Consider the following 20,341-nt stretch of genomic DNA (forward strand, 5'->3'; position numbering starts at 1 on the left):
GCGTTCCGCCACCGCCAGGCGTGGTCGACCGGGCCGATGCCGGCGCCAAGCGCGAAGCCGGCTGCCAGCGCACCGGTGACGTACTCCTTGGCCGCCCGCACCGCGTCGGGCACCTCCATCCCACGGGCCAGAAACGCCGTGACCGCGGACGCGAGGGTGCAGCCGGTGCCGTGCGTGTGCCGGTTGTCGTGCCGCGGCGCCCGGAGCAGGACCGTCCGCCTGCCGTCGGTGAGCAGGTCCACCGCGTCGCCGCGCAGATGACCGCCTTTCACCAGCACCCAGCGGGATCCGAGGGCGAGCATCGCCCGAGCCGCATCCGGCATGTCCTCCTCGTCGCGCACAGCGACGCCGGTGAGCAGCCTCACCTCGTCCAGATTCGGGGTCACCACGGTCGCCAGCGGCAGCAGCCGTGTCCGGACGGTCTCGACAGCCTCAGGGGCGAGCAGCGGATCGCCGTGTTTGGACACCCCGACCGGATCGACCACGACCGGGACGCCCGCATCAGCCAGATCGGTCAGCTCGGCCGCCACCGCCGCCACGATCCACGGCGACGGCAGCATCCCGGTCTTGACCGCGTCGACACCGATGTCGTCCACAACGGCCCGGATCTGCGCGGCGACGGCGTCAGCGGGCAGCTCCCACACCCCGCGTACCCCCAGGGAGTTCTGCGCCGTCACCGCGGCCAGAGCGGTCATCCCGTGGACGCCGAGGGCCAACATGGTCTTCAGGTCGGCTTGGACGCCGGCACCGCCGCCGGAGTCGGATCCGGCGATCGTCAGCGCTCGAGGCGGGGCCACAAACACCACGCTACGGCTGGACCCGGCCGGTTCAGCGGCGGAAGTGATCCCAGCCACGTGGTGTGCCCGTGGCGTCGCTGGCGGCCAAGCCGTCCAACTGCGGGTCGCGCAGGTCCGGCGGGATGTCGTCACCGACAAGCCGCACCCCGGCCCGGGTGCTCCCGGCCGGTTCACCGGGCCGGGACGAACCGGCCGGGAGCACCCGGCCGATCACCGCCACGCCGGCCGGCACGGCCGCGCCCGCCGGCAGCGTCCCGACCAAGCCGTGGTCCTCACCGCCGGTAAGCAGGTGCCGCACGCCAACGCCGGGAACGAGGGCGCTCAGAGCGGCCACGTCCACCTCGAACACGACCCCGGACGCGGTGGCCACATGCCCGAGATCGGCGAGCAGCCCGTCGCTGACATCCACCAACGAACTCGCGCCCGCCCGTGCCAGGGCTGGCCCGGCCGCATACGGTGGCGACGGACGGCGGTGGGCGGCCACCAGCGGCCCGTCCCGCACACCGGCGAGCAGCAGGTCGAGGCCGGCCGCCGAGCGGCCCACCGTGCCGGCGAGCACGACCGATTCCCCCGGCCGCGCTCCGGCCCGCGTCAGCGGGGCACACCCCGCCAGATCGCCCAGCGCGGTCACCGCCAGGCAGATCTCGCTCGCGCTGACCATGTCACCGCCGACGATGGTCGCGCCGACCAGCGCACACTCGTCGCGCAGACCGTCGGCCACGCCGTCGACGATCTCTATGGGCGTGGCCGACGGGCAGGCCAGGCCGATCAGCAAGGCGGTGGGCGTGGCTCCCATGGCCGCCACATCCGCGAGGCTCTGCGCGGCGGCCTTGCGCCCCACGTCGTACGGAGAGGACCAGTCGAAACGGAAGTGGCGCCCCTCGACCAACAGGTCTGTGGTAGCAATCACATCACCAGAAGGTGCGGGGACCACTGCAGCGTCGTCACCGGGACCCGCGGGTGGCCCAGGTGACCTCAACCGGGTCACCACCCGGGCGATCAGAGCAAATTCCCCGGCGTCGGACACACTCACCGGAGCCGATTGCCTGTTACCTTCTGTCGGCCCGTTGTTCTGCGAGACGGGTTGTCGGCATGCGACGAGGGAGCGTCTGTGGTCCACGCGTACATCCTCATCCAAACTGAGGTTGGCAAGTCCTCCTCGGTGGCCAAGGAGATCGAACAGATCCCCGGAGTCACCCAGGCAGAAGACGTCACCGGCCCTTACGACGTGATCGTGCGCGCTGCGGCGGCCAGCGTCGATGAGCTGGGAAAACTGGTCATGTCACGGGTGCAGGCAGTCGATGGCATCACCCGGACTCTGACGTGTCCGGTGGTTCACTTCTGACCCGGCCGACGGCGGTGCGATCATGACTCTTCGCGCTGCCGGAGGCCCGAACCGGTACCTCGGGGTGGCACGGCCGGCAGGCTCGGGCACCCCTGTTCGACGAACACGCGCCGCTCGCATGATGGCCAGGATCTCGATCCCGGCCGTCGCGCGGGCCATCGTCCTTACCACCATGATTCTCATCACATCCTGCGCGGGATCTCCAGGTCCGGTCACGGTCAACCTGGCGCCCAGCCCGGCCGGCGACGAACGGTCGGCCTGTCTGAGACTCATCGCGGCGCTGCCCTCCTCCCTGGGTGCGGGCCTCGGCCGCCGCGAGGTCAGACCGGCGTCACCGTTCGTCGCCGCCTGGGGCTCCCCCCCCACGGTGCTGTCGTGTGGGGTCCCCGGGGCCGCCGCGGCCTACCGCCCGGACGTGACCCTCTCAGTTGTCGACGACGTCGGCTGGTTCGCCGAGGAGCGTGGTGCCAGCGTCCGTTACTCCACGCCGACCAGACGCCCCCAGGTGGTGGTCATCCTGCCCGCGTCGGTGCAGGCGTTCGATGTTCTGGTCACGCTTGCCGGTCCTGTCCGCGACACCACCAGACCGACGGTCGCCTGACCCCACCCCGGTCTCAGCGCAGCCCGGTGCCGCGGCGCACCGCGAGTGCGATCAGCCGGTCCACCAGCGCCGGGTAGTCCAGGCCGGTCGCCCCCCACATCCGGGGGAACATCGAGGTCGGGGTGAACCCGGGCATGGTGTTGACCTCGTTGACGACAATGGAACCGTCCGGGCACCAGAACATATCCACTCGCGCGAGGCAGGCGCAGTCCAGCGCGTTGAACGCCCGCACGGAAAGATCACGAATTCTGGCCGCGGCCTCGCCGGGGATGTTCGCCGGAACATCGAGCCGGACCGCGTCCGACAGGTACTTGGCCTCGAAATCGTAGAACCCCGCTGAGGAGGTCACCGTCACCTCAGCCGGGACGCTCGCCTCCGGCTCGCGGCCGGACAGGCTCTCCAGCACCCCACACTCGATCTCACGGCCGACGACGGCAGCTTCGACAAGCACTTTCGGGTCGACCGCGCGGGCGGCCTTCAACGCGGTCTCAAGCTCGTCCCACGCATCCACCCGGCTGATGCCGATGCTGGAACCACCTCGGGCCGGTTTGACGAACACGGGCAGCCCCAGCCGTTGCCGGTCGGACGCGGTGAGGCCCTGCCCCCCGCGCAGCACCACGAAGGGCGCCACCGGCAGCTGCGCGGCCGCGAGCAGGGTCTTCATGTGCTGTTTGTCCATGGCCGCGGCGCTGGCGAACACTCCAGAACCGACGTAGGGCACACCGGCCATCTCCAGTAGCCCCTGCACGGTGCCGTCCTCGCCGAAAGGCCCGTGCAACAGCGGGAACACCACGTCGACCGCACCGAGCCCGGCCTTGTCAAAGCCGGCCTCGTCAAGCCCGGCCCCGTCAAGGCCGGCATCCCCGGATCCGGGCCCGGTCCGCACCGGGCCGAGAGCCCTCAGGCCACCGGCGGTCGGATCGCCCGGCAGCGCCACCGGCGTCCCCGTGTGGTCGACGCTGGGCAGCACACCGGCACGGATCTCGAGTGGCGCCGGATCGCCCGAGCCGAGCACCCACCGGCCATCCGGGGTGATACCGATGGCCACGACCTCGTAACGTCGTTGGTCCAAGGCGCTAAGCACGCTTCCGGCGGACACGCACGAGATCGCGTGTTCGGTGCTGCGCCCGCCGTAGATGACGGCGATCCGGATCCTGCGCGGGGTACCGGGCATGACCGGACCCTAACCGATCGTCGGTCACACCACCGTGCGGTCGACGTCACGGAGAAGCCCATACCGCGGCGACGGCCGCCGGCAGCGGTGGTTCAGGCGACGGGTCCACGATGCTCACGATGCTCATGGCCTGGCTCGCGGGTCATCAGCTCCTTGACCGCGTCTATCGGAGCGAGACCTTCGTAGATGACCCGCTCCACCTGCTCAGTGATCGGCATCGCCACGCCCAGCGACCGGGCCAGCGCCAAGACGGGGCCGCAGGAGCGGACGCCCTCGGCGACCTGGACCTGTTGAGCGTTAGCCGTGGCCAACGTCATGCCCCGGCCGAGCTTCTCACCGAAGGCGCGGTTGCGCGACAGCGGCGACGAGCAGGTAGCGACAAGATCCCCCAGGCCGGCGAGGCCGGCAAACGTCAGCGGGTCGGCGCCCATGGCCGCGCCGAGCCGGGTCGTCTCGGCAAGCCCTCGGGTGATCAGGGAGGCGACCGTGTTGGTACCAAACCCCATCCCCTCGAGCATGCCGGCGGCCAGCGCGATCACGTTCTTGACAGTGCCGGCGAGCTCACAGCCAACCAGGTCAGAGTTGGTGTACGGACGAAGATAGGACGTCCAGCACGCTGCCTGCAGGTCGCTGGCCGTCTGTTCACAGGCGCTCGCCACGACGGTGGCCGCCGGCTGCTCGGCAGCGATTTCGCCCGCCAGGTTCGGACCGCTGACCACCGCGATCCGCTCCGGGCCCGCGCCGGTGACCTCCCTGACGACCTCGCTCATCCGACGGCAGGACGCGATTTCGATACCTTTGATCAGACTCACGTAGACCGCGGCCGGCGGGACAAGCGGGGCCCAGCGCGTCAGGCATCCGCGCAGGGCCTGGGACGGCACCGCCAGTACGACCAGATCGGCCTCGCGGAGCGCCTCCGCGGCCTCGCCCGTGGCGCTGACCTGGTCAGGCAACGTGAGTTCGGGCAGATAGCGAGGGTTGACGTGCGAGTGGTTCACCGCGCGCACGATGTCGGGCTCACGCGCTAGCAGGGTAACCCCGGCGCCGGCGTCCGCGAGTACCTTGGCGAAGACCGTTCCCCAGGATCCGGCGCTCAGCACAGCCGCTCTCGTCACCCGGATCGCCTGCCAGCCGGACGTCCGCCCCCGAGCCCGCCGCGGCGCGGCTGAACCGGGCGCCGGATGGCGACGACCGTCGCCAAGGTGATCCGGGCACCGGGTTGTTCAGCTGGCCTCACGTCGCAGGAGTCTCGCTCAGCTACCTGAAGCCTGTCGAGAAGGCTGCTGATCGTGTCCGATCGTGTCTCAGCGCTGACCGGATAATGAACAGATGGCAACCAGAATATTACTATGCGATAGCAATCGCAACAGCCAGCAAGGGACGCCCGCGCCCACGGCCCGGCCGCGACGAATGCCATAAGGTCGGGACGTGACACCCGCGCCACTCAGGACATGATGGTTGGGCCGGCCTGGGTGATGGTTGTGCCAGTCAAGCTCTTGGCCGCGGCCAAGAGCCGGCTCGCCCATCCCGAGCGCGCGGCCCTCGCACTCGCGATGGCCCAGGACACCGTGGCCGCGGCCAGGGAGATCGATGCCGATGTGGTGGTGGCCGTCGTCGTCGTGACCAGCGACCGCACGGCGCGGGCGGGCATGGTGGGTATGGCGGACACGTCGGATACGGCCCGGGGCGCGGCGGGGAACGCCGCGAGCCAGCGCTCCACCGACGCTCGGGTGGTCGTCATCCCCGACCTGCCGGGCACCGGCCTCAACGCGGCGTTGACACACGGTGCGGCCGAGGCCGCGCGGCGCTGGCCCGACGCCGGTGTCGCGGCGATGTCCGCCGACCTCGCGGCACTGCGCCCGGCCGAGCTGCGGGCGGCGCTGCTGGCCGCGCCGGCCCGCGGTCGGGCCATGGTCGCGGATGCGGACGGCACCGGTACGGTCATGCTCGCCGCCGCGCCCGGAACGCCGCTCGCGCCCCGCTTCGGCCCGGGAAGCCGGGCGGCGCACATCAGTTCAGGAGCCCGGGATCTGACCGGGTCGCTCGGCCGGTCCGTACCCGGTCTGCGACGTGATGTGGACACGCTCGCGGACCTGCGGGAAGCAATGAGCCTCGGCGTCGGCCCGCGGACACACGACATCCTGAAACCGTGAAACCAGCCGCTCCCTGGCCGGGCCCGGTCCGCCCGCCCAGGCCAGCTGAAGCCCCGGCGGGCTGGTTCGGCTCGATGCGGGTGTGCGCGGCGCCCGCACCAGACACGTCCCGGGCGAGCCGCGGTACAACCGTGTCGCGTCTCACCATCGTGGCCGGTACGCCGCCGACGGTGCGCTCCCGGGCAGCTATGCCCGCCGGCTCCGACACAGTGCGGTGATACGCCTGTAATACCTGGTCGCCATGTCTGTACGGCGGAACCATGACGAGCCTGTGCACCGGCTGCCGGGCCGGAGCGCCGCAGGCGTGGCTGAACCGCCGACGGATACGGTGAGTAACCAACCTCGCCGCAATGCCCGCTGGCTCTAGATTCACACGCACCGGCTGTCCGGATGTTTCCGCCATGCTGCGGCAGCCAGCCAGAGGCATTTCGTGACCGTTACACGTGATGTTCACCGACAGGTCGTCCCGGACGTGTCGTACCGGTCCCTGTCGCTGCTCACATCTGCCGCCATGACCGGAGACTGGCACCATCGAGGGCATGACCGAGCTGGTGGTGAACCGATCCGAACAGCCGCAGCGCAAACCACGGAGCGCACTGCTTGAGCCACTGGAAGCACCCCGGCCGCTGATCCCGTCCGACCTTCCCAACGACCGTTTCATCAACCGTGAGAAGTCCTGGTTGGACTTCAACGCCCGTGTGTTGGCACTCGCCGAGGATCCGGCCACCCCGCTGCTCGAGCGGGCCAAGTTTCTGGCCATCTTCGCCAGCAACCTGGACGAGTTCTACATGGTCCGGGTCGCGGGCCTGATGCGCCGCGAAGCGACCCGCCTCGCCGCGCTCTCCGCTGACGGCCTCACCTCCCGCGAGCAGCTCGAGCTGATCAGCACGTCAGCGGCCGAGCTCTACGAACGTCACTCCCGGTGCTTCAGCGAGGTGGTGGCACCCGCGCTGGCAGAGACCGGCATCACGACCCGGCTGTGGAACGATCTGACCGAGGTCCAGAAGGAGCGCCTGCACCGGTACTTCAACGAGCAGGTCTTCCCCGTGCTGACCCCGCTCGCGGTCGACCCGGCGCACCCGTTCCCCTACATCAGCGGGTTGTCGCTCAACCTCGCGGTCACGGTACGCAGCCCAGGCGGGGACAACGAGCGGTTCGCGCGGGTGAAGGTCCCGCAGAACGTACCGCGGCTGATCCGCGTCGCCCCGGACGGCGCGCCGCACGGCGGCAGGCAGCTCGGCCCGCGAGGAGCGGAGTCCGACGACCACACGGTCTGCTTCATCCCGCTGGAAGAGGTGATCGCCGCCCACCTCTCGCAGCTCTTCCCCGGTATGGAGGTGGTGGACGCGCACCTGTTCCGGGTGACGCGCAACGCCGATCTCGAAGTCGAGGAGGACGAGGCCGAGGACCTGCTACAGGCGCTCGAGCGCGAGCTGGCGCGCAGACGGTTCGGCCCGGCCGTACGTCTTGAGGTCGCCGACGACATCGACGACGACCTGCTGGACCTGCTCATGCGGGAGCTGGAGGTCACCAACCGCGAGGTCATGCGGGTTCACGGGCTCATCGACCTGTCGGTCCTGTGGGCGCTCTACGACCTCGACCGTCCCGAGCTGAAAGACATCCCGCACGTGCGGCGGACCCACCCGCGGCTCGCCGCCTCCGAGGGAGAGCAGACCGATTTCTTCGCGGCGCTGCGTGAGGGTGACGTGCTCATCCACCATCCCTACGACTCGTTCACCACCTCGGTACAGCGCTTCATCGAACAGGCCGCGGCCGACCCGCATGTCCTTGCGATCAAGCAGACGCTCTACCGGACGTCGGGTGACTCCCCCATCGTCGACGCGCTGGTCAGCGCGGCCGAGGCAGGCAAACAGGTCGTCGTCCTGGTGGAGATCAAGGCCAGGTTCGACGAGACCGCGAACATCCGGTGGGCACGAGAGCTGGAGAGGGCCGGCTGTCATGTCGTGTACGGACTGATCGGCCTGAAAACACACTGCAAGACCTGTCTGGTGGTCCGTCAGGAACGCGGCGGGCTGCGCCGGTACTGCCACGTCGGCACCGGCAACTACAACCCGAAGACGGCACGGCTGTACGAGGACCTCGGCCTGCTCACCGCCGACCCCGACGTCGGCGCCGACCTCACCGACCTGTTCAACGTGCTGACCGGCTACAGCCGCCAGACCGAGTACCGCTCACTGCTGGTGGCGCCCCAGCACATGCGGGACGGCATCATCGAACGTATCGAGCGGGAAGCCGAGGCGGCCCGCCAAGGCCAGACGTCCGGGATCCGCATCAAGGTCAACAGCCTTGTCGACGAAGAGATCATCGACGCGCTCTACCGGGCGTCACGCGACGGTGTGCCGGTGAAGTGCTTCGTCCGGGGGATCTGTGGGCTACGGCCCGGCATCCCGGGCCTGTCCGAAACCGTCCACGTCCGATCGATCCTGGGCCGCTTCCTGGAGCACAGCCGGGTCCTGGAGTTCACCTCGCTCCAAGAGTGCTGGATCGGCAGCGCGGACATGATGCATCGCAACCTCGACCGTCGCATCGAGGCGCTGGTGCGGGTGGGTCGGCCGTTTCAGCAACCGCTCCGGGCCATGCTCGACCACGCCTTCTCCGAAAGCGTGGCAGCCTGGATCCTGCGGCCGGACGGGACCTGGTATCGACAGTCGACCAGCCCGGACGGCGAACCGCTGTCGGACTATCAGACCGACCTGATGAGCCCGTCCCTACGCCTGGCGCACAACTGACCGGCACGTGTGCCGACGGCCAGCACCGCGCCAGCACCGCGCCGACCGTGAGTGCCCTGGCGGACCCACGGTCGGCACCCGCCTACGAGTTACTTACTCCTCGCTCGCGGACACGCTGGCCTTGAACTCCGAACCCGGCCTGAACTTCGGCACGACCGAGGCCGCGACCTGTACCGGCTCTCCTGTGGCCGGGTTGCGGCCGGTACGGGCGGCCCGCTCGACACGCTCGAAGACGCCGAACCCGGTGATGGTGACCTTCTCACCAGCGGACACGGCTTCCTGAATTGCCTCGAACACGGCATCGACGGCTTTGGTCGCGTTCGATCGCCCGCCCTCGATCTGTTGGGCGATACGATCAACCAACTGGGACTTGTTCACAACAACCTCCGGACGCCCCCCGCGGGCGCGGGGTTAGGGAGCAGATCGGGCATCACACTGCGCTGCACCGTAGGCATGTCCACCGGTTAGGGCAATTCCCCTGCGCGTGTCGCGCAACACAAACCCGCACGTCAACGACTCTTCTAGATCATCTGACGGCACCGGGAGGATGGTGGACGATCCCGCGATCAGCCATGTTTGTAACATTCAGTAACCATCACCGCTCCCGCAGCGTATTGATCATTTTAATCCGCACCGCCGGAGGCCGATATGGAGCCCGCTACGAAGTCACCGGCAGCCACCCGGGGCGGGCGGCCTCAAAGGCCGCGATGCCCTCCTGTCGCCGCAGGGTCAGGCCGACGTCGTCCAGCCCCTCCATGAGACGCCAGCGAGTGAAGTCGTCGATCTCAAAACCCGCGACGAGCCCGGGTGCCCGCACCTCACGCGTGGCCAGGTCAACGGTGATCTGGACGCCAGGATCGGCCTCGACCTGATCGGCGAGCGCCTCGATCGTCACCGCTGGCAGTCCAACCGGTAGCAAGCCGTTACCGAGTGCATTGCCGCGGAAGATGTCCGCGAAGCGGGCCGAAATCACAACTTTGAAACCGTAGTCCTGCAGTGCCCACACGGCATGCTCGCGGGACGACCCGGTGCCGAAGTCCGGGCCGGCGAGCAGGATCGTCGCGCCGATGTACGCCGGATCGTTCAGAACGAAGCCCGGATCGGCCCGCCACTGCGAGAACAGGCCGGCGCCGAACCCGGTACGCTCGATGCGCTTGAGCCAGTCACTGGGGATGATCTGGTCGGTGTCGACGTCGCTGCGCCGCAGCGGCACCGCTCGACCGGTGTGCGTGGTGAACGCCTCCATCACGAATGCACCCTTTCGTCGTGTCGTGGTTGGGCCCGCGTCGGCGATTGGCGCGTGTTTCGAAAGCCATCTGCCCGGCTCGCCGCGGAGCTCAGCGGTCAAAGATCCGCGGGCGCGGTCAGCCGCCCGGTGACGGCGGTCGCGGCGGCGACGGCGGGCGAGACCAGATGAGTGCGCCCGCCGGGGCCTTGGCGTCCTTCGAAGTTGCGGTTGGACGTGGACGCGCTGCGCTCGCCCGGCCGCAGGGTGTCCGGGTTCATTCCCAGGCACATCGAGCAGCCCGCGCTGCGCCACTGCGCTCCCGCCGCGCGAAAGACCTCGTCCAGCCCTTCAGCCTCGGCTTGCGCCTTCACCACCATCGAACCGGGGACGACCAGCACCCGCAGCCCGTCAGCCACCCGGCGACCGCGCAGGACGTCCGCGGCGGCCCGCAGGTCCTCGATGCGGCCGTTCGTGCAGGACCCGATGAACACCGTGTCGATGGTGATGTCACGCAGGGGGGTGCCGGGGGTGAGCGCCATGTAGGCCAGTGCCCGCTCAGCCGAGGCGCGGGCAGCTGGATCGGCGTAGTCGGCCGGGGCGGGAACCCTGGCCGACAGCGGCGCGCCCTGCCCGGGGTTGGTGCCCCAGGTGACGAACGGGCTCAGCCCGGTCGCGTCGAGCACCACCTCGCGGTCGAACAGCGCATCATCATCGGTGGCCAGGGTCCGCCAGTAGGCGAGTGCGGCGTCCCAGGCCGCTCCCACCGGGGCGTGCGGGCGGCCCCGAAGATGGGCGAAGGTCACCTCGTCGGGAGCGATCATGCCAGCACGCGCGCCCGCTTCGATGGACATGTTGCAGACCGTCATACGGCCTTCCATGGACAGCCCGCGGATGGCCTCACCACGGTATTCGATCACATGCCCCTGGCCACCGCCGGTACCGATCCGAGCGATGATCGCGAGAATCAGGTCCTTGGCGGTGACCCCGGCGGGCAGCGGCCCGTCCACCGTGACCGCCATGGTCTTCGGCGGGTGCTGTGGCAGCGTCTGGGTGGCCAGCACGTGCTCGACCTGGCTCGTGCCGATGCCGAAGGCGAGCGCACCGAACGCGCCGTGGGTAGCTGTGTGGCTGTCTCCACAGACGATCGTCATACCCGGCTGGGTGAGCCCCAGCTGCGGACCGACCACGTGGACGATTCCCTGGCCCGGGTCGTTCATCGGGTACAGCCGGACACCGAAGTCGGCGCAGTTCTTGCGCAAGGCCTCGACCTGGGCCGCCGACACCGGGTCCGCGATCGGGCGCAGCGTGTCGGTGGTCGGGACGTTGTGGTCCTCGGTCGCGAGAGTCAGCTCCGGCCGGCGGATGCTCCGGCCTGCGAGCCGGAGCGCCTCGAAGGCCTGCGGGCTGGTCACCTCGTGCACGAGATGCAGGTCGATGTAGAGCAGGTCGGGCTCGTCGTCGACACGCCGGACGACGTGAGCGTCCCAGACCTTCTCCGCGAGTGTGCGCCCCATAGCCCACTCCTTCAGGTGGCTTTCTCGGATCCGCCCGGCAGTGGCGGCCGGGCGGTGAACGTTGCGATGGTGAACGTTGCGATGTAAATCACTGATTGCGACCATCCCGAATACCGTGCTTCCCACTATCTGAGATGGCAATATCAGCCTGTGGAACAGCTTAGCGGAGTCGGTGTTCTTGACAAGGCTGCCGCCGTGCTGAGCGCGGTGGAGGCGGGCCCGGTGTCCCTCGGTGAACTGGTCACCCGGACCGGGCTCAGCCGGGCGACCGCGCACCGGCTCGCTGCCGCGCTCGAGGTGCACAGGCTGGTCGGGCGGGACCCGCACGGCCGCTTCGTTCCCGGCCCGCGGCTGGCCGCTGGTGGCGCGCTGCCGCTGCCCTGGGCGCTGGTGGACGCGGCCGCCCCGGTCCTGGCGGAGCTGCGCGACGCCACCGGCGAGAGCAGCCAGCTCTACGTGCGGCGCCGAGACGTACGGGTGTGCGTGGCCGCGGCCGAACGCGCCAGCGGCCTGCGTGACACCGTCCCCGTGGGGTCCACGCTGCCGATGACCGCCGGATCGGGAGCACAGGTGCTGCTGGCCTTCACCGATGCCACCGGCGCCGACGCGAGCGCCCTTCCCGTTGGTGCGCTCCTTCCCGGCGCGGCGGCATTTGACGCGTCCGTGCTGGAACGGGTGCGACGGCATGGCTGGGCCGAGAGTGTCGGCGAGCGCGAACCAGGACTCGCGTCGGTGTCAGCGCCGGTCCGTGACGGCGGCAAGGTGGTCGCGGCGCTGTCGTTGTCCGGCCCGGTCGAGCGCCTGACCCGCTCCCCCGGCCGCCGCCACGGCACCGCCATCGTTACCGCCGCCGAGCTGTTGACCGCGCGCCTACAGCAGAAATCCGCCCAGCCGTCATCATGAGCCGTACCTTCGCGCGGAGCAGAAAGATCATGGCTGTCACCAGGTCTGCGCGCGGCGTGGCCCAGGGCGGAAAGGCAGATGAACTGCCTCTCGAACCGAGAGCTACCACCCGCCCGCGTGAAACATCCCTTCTCCGACATCCGGGGAGCTGCCCGAAAGTATGGTCTCTACCGCGATCAGGTGATCGTGAGGGTGATGATGGGTCTTTCCCGGGTACAGTTCTGTCCGTCGATCGCCTTCGCCTGGATCTTGTGCTGCCCCGGAGTCAAATAGATGTAACGCGGTGAGTTGTCTCTGCCGATTCCGCCATCGGCCCGGACCGTGATGAGCTGGTCGAAGGCGCCGCTGGCGTCGAGCGTGGCCCGCTGGGAGATGACCGCGTGATCGAAGACCAAACTGATCTGGGTGTTCTCCTGGCATGGCAGCCAGCCGGTGCCGCTGAGATGGAAGGACTGCCCAACATTTGCTTGGGAGGGGCCGAACAACTGCGGTGTGGTTACAGGCGCTGGCGGCGAGGCGGTGGGCCGGCGTGGAGGACCGGGACTCGTCATGGTGGCCACGGGGCCTGGCTCCGGGGGCAGCGTGTCAGTCCTGCTACTGGCCGGCAGGGAGGGTGGCGCAGGACGGTGGAAGGCAGCCTGCGTAGCAGGGCCTGCGACCGGGGCGGTGGCCCTGTTCCCAGCTGCGTTGGGGACCGTTGCCGCCGAGCTCTCGCCTTGGGCAGGGACAAGGATTACCGCCGCGACAATGGATACGATGGCGATCACACCGGTGGCCACGAAGGCGTAGAACCGCCATACTTCACTTGTCGGTGGCTTCTCCCGGGCGGCGGTCACCGGCCGGGAGGCCGTGATTCCGGGAAGATGAATCCAGGCACGGGACCGGAACGTCTTGACCACGACGTCGACCTCGGTGAACGTCTCGGGCCGGATGCTCCCGTAGCCGTCGCGGACGGCCCCGCGGTGCACCCGTTCGGAGACGATGACGGCCACATTGGCCTCGGGTTCGTCGCGCAGCGCCTGCCGCAGGGGCTCGTCGTCGACCAGGCGGCATGCCTCGATCACGTCATGGCCGGCCCAACCGGAACTCTCGGCCAGCACCTCACCGTCGTGGATCGCCAGCCGCAACCGCATCCGCGCTGGTTCGCTGTGCAGCCTTCGATCATGCCGCAGCGCCACCTCGAGCCGGTCGACGAATGGATCGAGCAGCCGGACGATGGGCACGTTGGGCGGGATCACAATCAGCAGCCCGTCGCCGCGGTCAGCCACGCTGACCACGGCGTCAGCCCATTCCCGCCACGGCAGCCCCGACTCGACGAACGCCAGGTTGAGCACCTCACGCAACCGTTGCCGCAGGTTCTTCTGCGTGTGGCTGTCGCGGGAACTCCAGCTTTCGATGTCAGCCACCATGATGCGGCGCGATACAGGTTCGTCCGGCATGTGGGACGGCCCTCCTTCAGGGCCGTATCGGTGGACACGGCCCTCATCAATGGCGGATTCTCGATGTGAAGCTCGCGCCATCAGATCGGTATCTGATCGGCGGTGGGCACAGGCCACGATGGTGCGAGCGGCTTCGCCGCCTGTCGCCTGCCGTAGCCGTCGTCCCTGACCGTCGTAGTGGTCCGCTGGTGCCCGTTCGACGCCATCCGTCACATTTGACGAGACATTGTGTCTCCATAGGAGAACGCGCGCAACACGCCAGCCTCCACAAGGACGATCATCCCGCCCCTTTTTTGATCACTCCACGGGAGCGGAGATTTTTCAGATCGCGGCCGACCGGCTCCCGGGACGCACCGATCGCCACCGCGAGATCGTGCTGGGGCAGCCGCAGCGTGATGGCGACACCACCGCCGGGCTGGGCCTGCCGGTGCCGGTGCCGGTGCGCAAGTTCCATGAGGTGGCGGGCCAGCCGAACGCCAAGCGGTCCCCGGGACTCAACTGGCCGTCAGCGCTGTGATCGCTGCCACTTGCGGACACGCGTTCCTCTCCATCACGTGACGGGTGACGCAGAGTACCCCACTTGCTGCGCCACAAGGATGCGGCGGGTATCCGTCATCACGTTCCGTCCACCTATAGTGCCGGAAAGCGGCCCTGCCCAGCCGTGCGGCCGCAGGCACCACATAAAGTCCGCTCAATCAGCGGATATATGCCCGATAAAGGGAAATACGGGCGGCACGGAGGCCGAATTGCGGAGGCTGGGTTCCCGGTATGTCCCGCGCGAACCGCTCGGGCGCGGCACACGGACAAGGCACGGCGGCGGACTGCTGGTGGCGGGTGTCGCGGCGGTGATGCTCATGGGCCTCGGCTCATGGCTGCTCGCCACCGGCCTCAGCCGGGATGGCCGTGCCCCCGCCGGGCAGCGGTCCGTCAGGCAGCGATCTGTGCCGAGCGCCGCGGTGACGGTTTCGGTGGCTGCCTCGGTGACCGCCTCGGCGACGGCAGCAGCCGGTTCCATCGCTGTGGCCGAGCCCCCTTCCCCAGCGGACCCGCCGACGATGCCGGTACCGGACGTGCGCAACATGCTGCTGGCCGACGCCTCCACAACACTGCGCAAGGCCGGCTTCACCAACATCCCATACCGGTATGACTGCTACCGGTCACCCAACATCAACAACGTGGTGAGCCAGGAGCCGTCCCCCGGCAGCCGGATCACCATGACCTCTCCGGTGAGCCTCACGCTGCAGGCCGCCGATTGCGCGGCCGTGCCCATGGTCGTGGGAATGATGTTACGTGACGCCACCAACACGCTGCGGCAGACCGGATTCACCTATATCTCGTACTCCTACGAGTGCCTGAAATCGATCAATGCCGCCACCGTGGTCATCCAGTCGCCGCCCGAGGACACCAGTTACAGCGTGGAACAATTTGTGACTCTCAGATTACAAAAAACCAACTGTTGATCACATGGAACGATCGATCGGTAGTGACCGGCTCGGCCAGACCCCCGCGGTCCGAAGTCCCTGTCGTGCGTCCCCGTCCAGGGCGCGCGGCACGGGCAACGGCGCGGGCGGGCTGTCCAGTACCGTCCGGCCGCCGCCAGCACCACCGAGTGCCGCCGCCCGACCGCTGAAACCCGCCTGATCGCTCGGTGCGGGCTGGGACACGGCAGCGGACGGCCGGGGCGCCGCGGCCCACATGTCGACCTCAACGATGATCTCCCCGTCCTCGGAGTTCATGCGCAGTCGTCCGCCGTGGACCTCGACCAGCCGCCGGACCACGTACAGGCCCATACCGGCGCCGTCGGTCTCCCGGGTCGCTGTCCCGTCCCGCTGCGTGAACGGCTCGAAAAGCTGCCGGATCGTGGCCGGATCAAGATCGGGGCCAGGATTGCGGACCCGCAGGACCACCTCGTCGCCGACCCGACCGGCGATGAGCCGCACGGGCGCTCCGGGCCACGAGTGCACCAGGGCGTTGTCGACGAGGTTGGCGACCACCTGGTGCAATGCCTGGCGGGCCATTCGCACAGGCAGCCGGGGCGGTAGGTCGACGCTGACGTTCGCCGCGGTGGTCGGCGAGTAGGCCAGTGTCGCGAGCACATCCTTCACGACCTCGGGAAGATCCGCGACCGTGTTTTCCTCGGTACCGTTACCCGTGGCGGTTGCCGCGGTGAGCATGTTCTCCAGCAACCGGGACAGCCGGTCGGAGTAGGTGACGGCCGAGTCGAGCATGTCGTCGAGCTGTGCCGCGGACATCCGGTCCCGCCGCCTTTTGATCGTGAGCAGAGTGCCGCGGATACCGGTCAGCGGCGTCCGGAACTCGTGCGAGACCGTAGCGACAAGATCGCTGCGGATGCGGTCGGTCTCTTCGAGGCGGGCCATCAGGCTCTGCTGGCCCTCGTAGAGCTGCGCCCGATAGTGCTCGACCCGGCGGCGGGACTGCTCGCTGAAGTACCAGAAGATCACCTGGGCGCCCGCCAGCGCACAGATGAACGCGGCACTGATCGCGGCGAAGGTCCATGGGGAGCCTGCGTGGCGGTAGGAGATGACCTGGTCGCCAACGGCGCCGTTGGCGAGGAAGACGAACGCGATTGCCAGCAGATAGACCGCCCAATCCTCATAGAGGGCTATCAGCGCCACGACCACGAAGAAGTGGAAGTGCAGTTCGGGCTGTCCCCGCAAGATGTGGACCAGCACCACGGAGCTGCACAGCAGGCCGAGGCTGGTAGCGAGCGCGCGCAGGCGGCGCACACCCGGCAGGACGGCCGCGCCGAGCAGCAGCGCCGCCGGGCAGGCCGACAGCAGCCCCTGCCAGACGCCGAACTCCCCGTACGCGGCGCAGCCGACGATGATCGGCAGATGGACGGCGAGGATCCAGACCAGCAGCCGGTGGCGGGCAACCCAGTCCTCGGTGGGCAGGCCGCGCCCATGCGGCATCCAGCCCCAGGTCCGCCCGCTGAGCTTCTCGGCGGGAAGGATGAGGTCAGCGACGGGTCGATGGCCGGGTGAGGTCCGCTCGGCACGGCGGAGCCGGCCGGCGCGCGCACTGCCATGGCGACGCCGCGCCCGGTCGGGAACAGGGGCCACGGAGGACATCCCGGTCATCCTCTACCGATCGGCGCCAGGCGCACCATGGCCGGCAAGGATGGTGTGACATGGCAAGCAGACCCACCCATGACTAGACCATCTTTACCAGCCGGTAACAGGCTCAACGAGGCCATGGCGCCGCAGGCGGCCGCTTCGGCACCGTATGGTCCGCATGGTGGCCTTCGGACGGCCACCCAGGAGGAGGACACCGTGCCCCCCGTGACCTTGACCGCGACCCCCCTGACCGCCGTCGCCGCCTCCCCCGCCGACCCGGCCTGTGCCAGCCCGGCCTGTGCCGGCGCAGCCGCTGCCTTCGCGCCTGTCGTCGAGCCAGGCGTCCGCGCGGACGAAGCGGTCGCGACCAACGGCCCGCGGCTGCGGCTCGTCACCACCAACGACCAGCCAGCCGGAATCGTGCACGGACACGACCCGAGCTCCTGCGGGTGTCGGGAGTGCGCCATGGCGCGTCACCCCGCGTCGATGCCTCGGCTGACGGTCGTTTGATGACCGTGGGTCGGTAGGAGCGACCGGCAGTACCGCCAGCCGCGCCAAGAACAGCGCAAAGGGTCCCAGGAGCTGTTGATCCTGGGACCCTTTGCGCTGACCGGACACACGCCGCCTCGGGACTTCGGGGCCGCTTCGGGGAGACGGCCGTAGAACACCGTCCCCGACCGGTGGCAGCCGGACAGACGACGAAGGGCTGGTGCCCCGGTCTGCCCAGGTCACCAGCCCTTTACCAGTGGTCTTGCCTGTAGCCCCGACCGGATTCGAACCGGCGCTACCGCCTTGAGAGGGCGGCGTCCTAGGCCACTAGACGACGGGGCCAACTGTTCTCACTTCAGGCACACTGTACTTCGCAGCGCAGCAAGCCTGACGCTGGGGTACCAGGACTCGAACCTAGACTAACGGAACCAGAATCCGTTGGGCTGCCAATTACCCCATACCCCAAGGTCGCCCTTGCGGGCGAGCCCTACTGTACCGCATCCAGCCGGGGAGGCTGCCGGTGACCTGCCGCGAGCCGCCCGCCGGCAGGTCACCGGCAGGTCCGGATATGATCAATTATCTGGATCAGCGGGAGGTGACCGGGTTGGTGAGGGTGCCGATCCCCTCCAGCGTGACGGCCACGGTCTGCCCGGGGCTCATCGGGCCTACCCCAGCCGGCGTTCCGGTCAGCAGGAGGTCACCGGGCAGCAGGGTCATCGCCGCGGACATGTACGCGATGAGCGACGCGACATCGTGCAGCAGCGACTTCGTCCGGGCGTCCTGCCGGAGCTCGCCGTCGAGAGTCGTGCGGACAGCCACGTCGGACGGGTCGAGATCGGTCTCGATCCATGGCCCGACCGGGCAGAAGGTGTCGTGCCCCTTGGCCCGGGTCCACTGGCCGTCGGCCCGCTGCTGGTCGCGTGCGCTGACGTCGTTGGCACAGGTGTAACCGAGAACGACCTCCAGCGCCCGCGCCACCGGGACGTCCCGGCACAGCCGCCCGATGACGATCGCGAGCTCACCCTCGTAGTCGACATGATCGCTGTCAGGAGGAAGCACGATCGGGTCGCCCGGACCGATCACGCTCGTCGACGGTTTCAGGAAAAGCAGCGGGTTCGCCGGGGCGGTATCGCCCATCTCCCGGACGTGGTCGGCGTAGTTCTTGCCGACACACAGCACTTTGCTGGGAAGCACCGGCGCGAGTAACCGCACGCCGCCGAGCGGGTGCCGCGCGCCGGTGAAGCTGAACGCGCCGAAGGGATGGGGGGTGATCGTGGCCACCGTGGCCTCGCCCCGCTCCACCTCTCCCTCGACCACCCCGAAGGCCGGTTCCGTCCCGTCGGTGAACCTGGCGATACGCACCCGTTGACGTTACAGGCAACCTCCGGTCACATGTGTCCCAGCGCACGTCACGGACCTCGTGGATAGGCTTTCCGCGCGTTCGGAGATCTCAGCCCGGGAGGAGCCAGGTGAGCGAGACCACACCCGTCTACGATGTCGGCGCGCCGGAACCGAAGCCCATCGACGAGGAGCTGAGCGTGCAGCTCGGCCATCTCGCCGAGGACGCGATCCTGCGCGGCAAGCCCAACGGCAGCGAGCGGTGCGACAACTGTCTGTACTACCTCGACACCGACAGGGACATCACCTACTGCTGGCACCCGAAGCTGCGCATCCTGGTCGGCGGCGACTGGTGGTGCCAGTGGTGGGAGGAGATCCCGGCGGACTGACGACACACGCGGCACCCACCGTAACGCCCTGAAAAAATACGATCAAATTTGCGCGGGCTGCGGAGCGGGGTACAGCGCACGGCGCAGGACGTCATGGATCTCCCGCGCCTGGCGCTTGAAGACGGCCGCGGAACGCTCCAGGCTCGCCCCGTGGAACGTCCCCGGGAACTGGTGCAGCTCGACCGAGACGCCCGCCCGCAGCAGCGCCAGGGCGTAGTCGATCCCCTCGTCGCGCAACGGGTCGAACTCGGCGGCCGAGACGTACGCGGGGGGCAGGCCGACGAGGTCGGTGGCTCGGGCCGGCGCCGCGTACGGCGACACGTCGTCACCGAACGCGGCGTCACCGAGCGTGATGTCGCCGGGTTTGGCGCCACCAGGCGTGGCGTCATCGGAGCGGCCCAGGTAACGCTGCCAGCTCCGCACGGCGTTCGGCCGGCTCCACAAGGGCGTGTCAGCAAAATCGATCATGGATGGAGTGGCCAGCCGGTCGTCCAGTTCGGGCGCTGCCAGGAGCTGATAGCACAGGGAGGGGCCGCCACGATCTCGGGCGAGCAACGCGAGCCCTGCCGCGAGCCCCCCGCCGGCGCTCGCGCCGCCGACGGCTACCCTGCCGCGGTCGACACCGAGGACCTCCGCGTGCTCAACCAGCCACCGCAGGGTGGCGTAGCAGTCCTCAAGCCCCGCCGGGAACGGGTTCTCCGGAGCCAGTCGATACTCCGGTGACACCACTATGACCTTGGCTTCGGCACAGATCCACGCCGCGTTCGGATGCGTCGCCCCCGCGTCGCCCCCGGCGCAACCGTCGCCATCGATGCCACCGCCGTTGATCCACAGCATGGCCGGCCACGGCTCACCGGACTCGTTCGGCCGGTAGATACGGACCGTGACATCAGGCGATCCCAGTGGGCCGGGGACCACCCAATCCTCACATGTCACTTTCGGCGGCAACGACACCACGGTGGCGAGCTCGGGATCCACCACGACTCCTCATATCCGGGGCGAAACAGGCCTTGACCAGCACTTCCACCGCGAATGAGTGTTCCCTGCAAAGAGGCATCTGTCATCTGATGCTGCCTGGATCGACCCGCTGGGCCACCAGAAGCACTCTGGATCTTCCAGCGTCAACCGGTCGCCTCCGGGAAGA

General features: G+C 68.9%; 20 protein-coding genes and 2 tRNA genes. 8 read left to right on the forward strand and 14 right to left on the reverse strand.

What is annotated here, in order from left to right; all coding sequences use genetic code 11:
* Together thiD and MJ783_RS11230 are read right to left on the reverse strand one after the other, a co-directional pair.
* Positions 1-806, reverse strand: an 806-nt coding sequence (thiD, locus tag MJ783_RS11225; RefSeq protein WP_370651598.1) for a bifunctional hydroxymethylpyrimidine kinase/phosphomethylpyrimidine kinase, incomplete at its 3' end; no start/stop codon positions are given.
* 22 nt (positions 807-828) lie between these two features.
* Entirely contained in the window at positions 829-1,830 is a 1,002-nt protein-coding gene (locus MJ783_RS11230) for a thiamine-phosphate kinase (RefSeq protein WP_239310345.1), read from the reverse strand.
* 78 nt (positions 1,831-1,908) lie between these two features.
* On the opposite strand from MJ783_RS11230, the gene MJ783_RS11235 reads away from it, so the two are divergent.
* Both MJ783_RS11235 and MJ783_RS11240 read left to right on the forward strand, forming a co-directional pair.
* A complete protein-coding gene (locus tag MJ783_RS11235; RefSeq protein ID WP_239310346.1) occupies positions 1,909-2,142 on the forward strand; it encodes an Lrp/AsnC family transcriptional regulator in 234 nt (77 codons plus the stop codon).
* Between the two features lie 118 nt (positions 2,143-2,260).
* Positions 2,261-2,743, forward strand: coding sequence for a DUF3515 family protein (locus MJ783_RS11240; RefSeq protein ID WP_239310347.1), 483 nt, complete (start codon positions 2,261-2,263; stop codon positions 2,741-2,743).
* Between the two features lie 13 nt (positions 2,744-2,756).
* Here the strand turns inward: MJ783_RS11240 and MJ783_RS11245 are convergent, their stop codons facing one another.
* Both MJ783_RS11245 and MJ783_RS11250 read right to left on the reverse strand, forming a co-directional pair.
* On the reverse strand, positions 2,757-3,917 hold the full coding sequence (locus MJ783_RS11245) for a D-alanine--D-alanine ligase family protein (protein WP_239310348.1): 1,161 nt from the start codon (positions 3,915-3,917) through the stop codon (positions 2,757-2,759).
* A gap of 92 nt (positions 3,918-4,009) precedes the next feature.
* On the reverse strand, positions 4,010-5,032 hold the full coding sequence (locus MJ783_RS11250) for an NAD(P)H-dependent glycerol-3-phosphate dehydrogenase (protein ID WP_239310349.1): 1,023 nt from the start codon (positions 5,030-5,032) through the stop codon (positions 4,010-4,012).
* Between the two features lie 360 nt (positions 5,033-5,392).
* Between MJ783_RS11250 and cofC the strand changes: the two genes are divergently transcribed.
* The gene (cofC, locus tag MJ783_RS11255) at positions 5,393-6,070 is read left to right on the forward strand and encodes a 2-phospho-L-lactate guanylyltransferase (protein ID WP_239310362.1); all 678 of its coding nucleotides are present in this window, start codon (positions 5,393-5,395) and stop codon (positions 6,068-6,070) included.
* Positions 6,071-6,609: 539 nt separating this feature from the next.
* The gene (locus MJ783_RS11260; protein WP_239310350.1) at positions 6,610-8,820 is read left to right on the forward strand and encodes an RNA degradosome polyphosphate kinase; all 2,211 of its coding nucleotides are present in this window, start codon (positions 6,610-6,612) and stop codon (positions 8,818-8,820) included.
* Positions 8,821-8,913: 93 nt separating this feature from the next.
* Here the strand turns inward: MJ783_RS11260 and MJ783_RS11265 are convergent, their stop codons facing one another.
* The 3 genes from MJ783_RS11265 to leuC form a co-directional block, all read right to left on the reverse strand.
* Complete coding sequence (locus tag MJ783_RS11265; RefSeq protein WP_239310351.1) at positions 8,914-9,198, reverse strand: HU family DNA-binding protein; 285 nt, start codon at positions 9,196-9,198, stop codon at positions 8,914-8,916.
* Between the two features lie 280 nt (positions 9,199-9,478).
* Positions 9,479-10,066: a 3-isopropylmalate dehydratase small subunit gene (gene leuD, locus MJ783_RS11270; protein WP_239310363.1), complete on the reverse strand. Its 588-nt coding sequence runs from the start codon at positions 10,064-10,066 to the stop codon at positions 9,479-9,481.
* A 98-nt stretch (positions 10,067-10,164) separates the two neighbouring features.
* Positions 10,165-11,562 carry a 3-isopropylmalate dehydratase large subunit gene (gene leuC / locus MJ783_RS11275; RefSeq protein ID WP_239310352.1) on the reverse strand — a complete coding sequence of 466 codons (1,398 nt, stop codon included), beginning with the start codon at positions 11,560-11,562 and terminating at the stop codon, positions 10,165-10,167.
* A gap of 150 nt (positions 11,563-11,712) precedes the next feature.
* On the opposite strand from leuC, the gene MJ783_RS11280 reads away from it, so the two are divergent.
* Complete coding sequence (locus MJ783_RS11280; protein WP_239310353.1) at positions 11,713-12,465, forward strand: IclR family transcriptional regulator; 753 nt, start codon at positions 11,713-11,715, stop codon at positions 12,463-12,465.
* Between the two features lie 176 nt (positions 12,466-12,641).
* Here the strand turns inward: MJ783_RS11280 and MJ783_RS11285 are convergent, their stop codons facing one another.
* Complete coding sequence (locus tag MJ783_RS11285) at positions 12,642-13,904, reverse strand: hypothetical protein (RefSeq protein ID WP_239310354.1); 1,263 nt, start codon at positions 13,902-13,904, stop codon at positions 12,642-12,644.
* Positions 13,905-14,181: 277 nt separating this feature from the next.
* A complete protein-coding gene (locus tag MJ783_RS11290) occupies positions 14,182-14,373 on the reverse strand; it encodes a helix-turn-helix domain-containing protein (protein WP_255724403.1) in 192 nt (63 codons plus the stop codon).
* Positions 14,374-14,731: 358 nt separating this feature from the next.
* Between MJ783_RS11290 and MJ783_RS11295 the strand changes: the two genes are divergently transcribed.
* Entirely contained in the window at positions 14,732-15,364 is a 633-nt protein-coding gene (locus MJ783_RS11295; protein WP_239310356.1) for a PASTA domain-containing protein, read from the forward strand.
* Here MJ783_RS11295 and MJ783_RS11300 read toward each other — a convergent pair whose 3' ends face one another.
* A complete protein-coding gene (locus MJ783_RS11300) occupies positions 15,365-16,996 on the reverse strand; it encodes a HAMP domain-containing sensor histidine kinase (protein ID WP_239310357.1) in 1,632 nt (543 codons plus the stop codon).
* 78 nt (positions 16,997-17,074) lie between these two features.
* On the opposite strand from MJ783_RS11300, the gene MJ783_RS11305 reads away from it, so the two are divergent.
* Positions 17,075-17,491, forward strand: coding sequence for a hypothetical protein (locus MJ783_RS11305; RefSeq protein WP_308194846.1), 417 nt, complete (start codon positions 17,075-17,077; stop codon positions 17,489-17,491).
* 248 nt (positions 17,492-17,739) lie between these two features.
* Here the strand turns inward: MJ783_RS11305 and MJ783_RS11310 are convergent.
* The 3 genes from MJ783_RS11310 to MJ783_RS11320 form a co-directional block, all read right to left on the reverse strand.
* Positions 17,740-17,812, reverse strand: a tRNA-Glu gene (locus MJ783_RS11310).
* 51 nt (positions 17,813-17,863) lie between these two features.
* Positions 17,864-17,935, reverse strand: a tRNA-Gln gene (locus MJ783_RS11315).
* 120 nt (positions 17,936-18,055) lie between these two features.
* Entirely contained in the window at positions 18,056-18,832 is a 777-nt protein-coding gene (locus MJ783_RS11320) for a fumarylacetoacetate hydrolase family protein (protein WP_239310358.1), read from the reverse strand.
* 107 nt (positions 18,833-18,939) lie between these two features.
* Here MJ783_RS11320 and MJ783_RS11325 point away from each other — a divergent pair, with 107 nt between their 5' ends.
* Positions 18,940-19,197, forward strand: a complete 258-nt coding sequence (locus tag MJ783_RS11325; RefSeq protein ID WP_239310359.1) for a hypothetical protein — start codon at positions 18,940-18,942, stop codon at positions 19,195-19,197.
* A gap of 42 nt (positions 19,198-19,239) precedes the next feature.
* On the opposite strand, the gene MJ783_RS11330 is transcribed toward MJ783_RS11325, so the two are convergent.
* Positions 19,240-20,178: an alpha/beta hydrolase fold domain-containing protein gene (locus MJ783_RS11330; protein ID WP_239310360.1), complete on the reverse strand. Its 939-nt coding sequence runs from the start codon at positions 20,176-20,178 to the stop codon at positions 19,240-19,242.
* Between the last annotated feature and the right edge of the window lie 163 nt (positions 20,179-20,341).

The organism is Protofrankia sp. Cj3 (assembly GCF_917627355.1).
Lineage (GTDB): Bacteria > Actinomycetota > Actinomycetes > Frankiales > Frankiaceae > Protofrankia.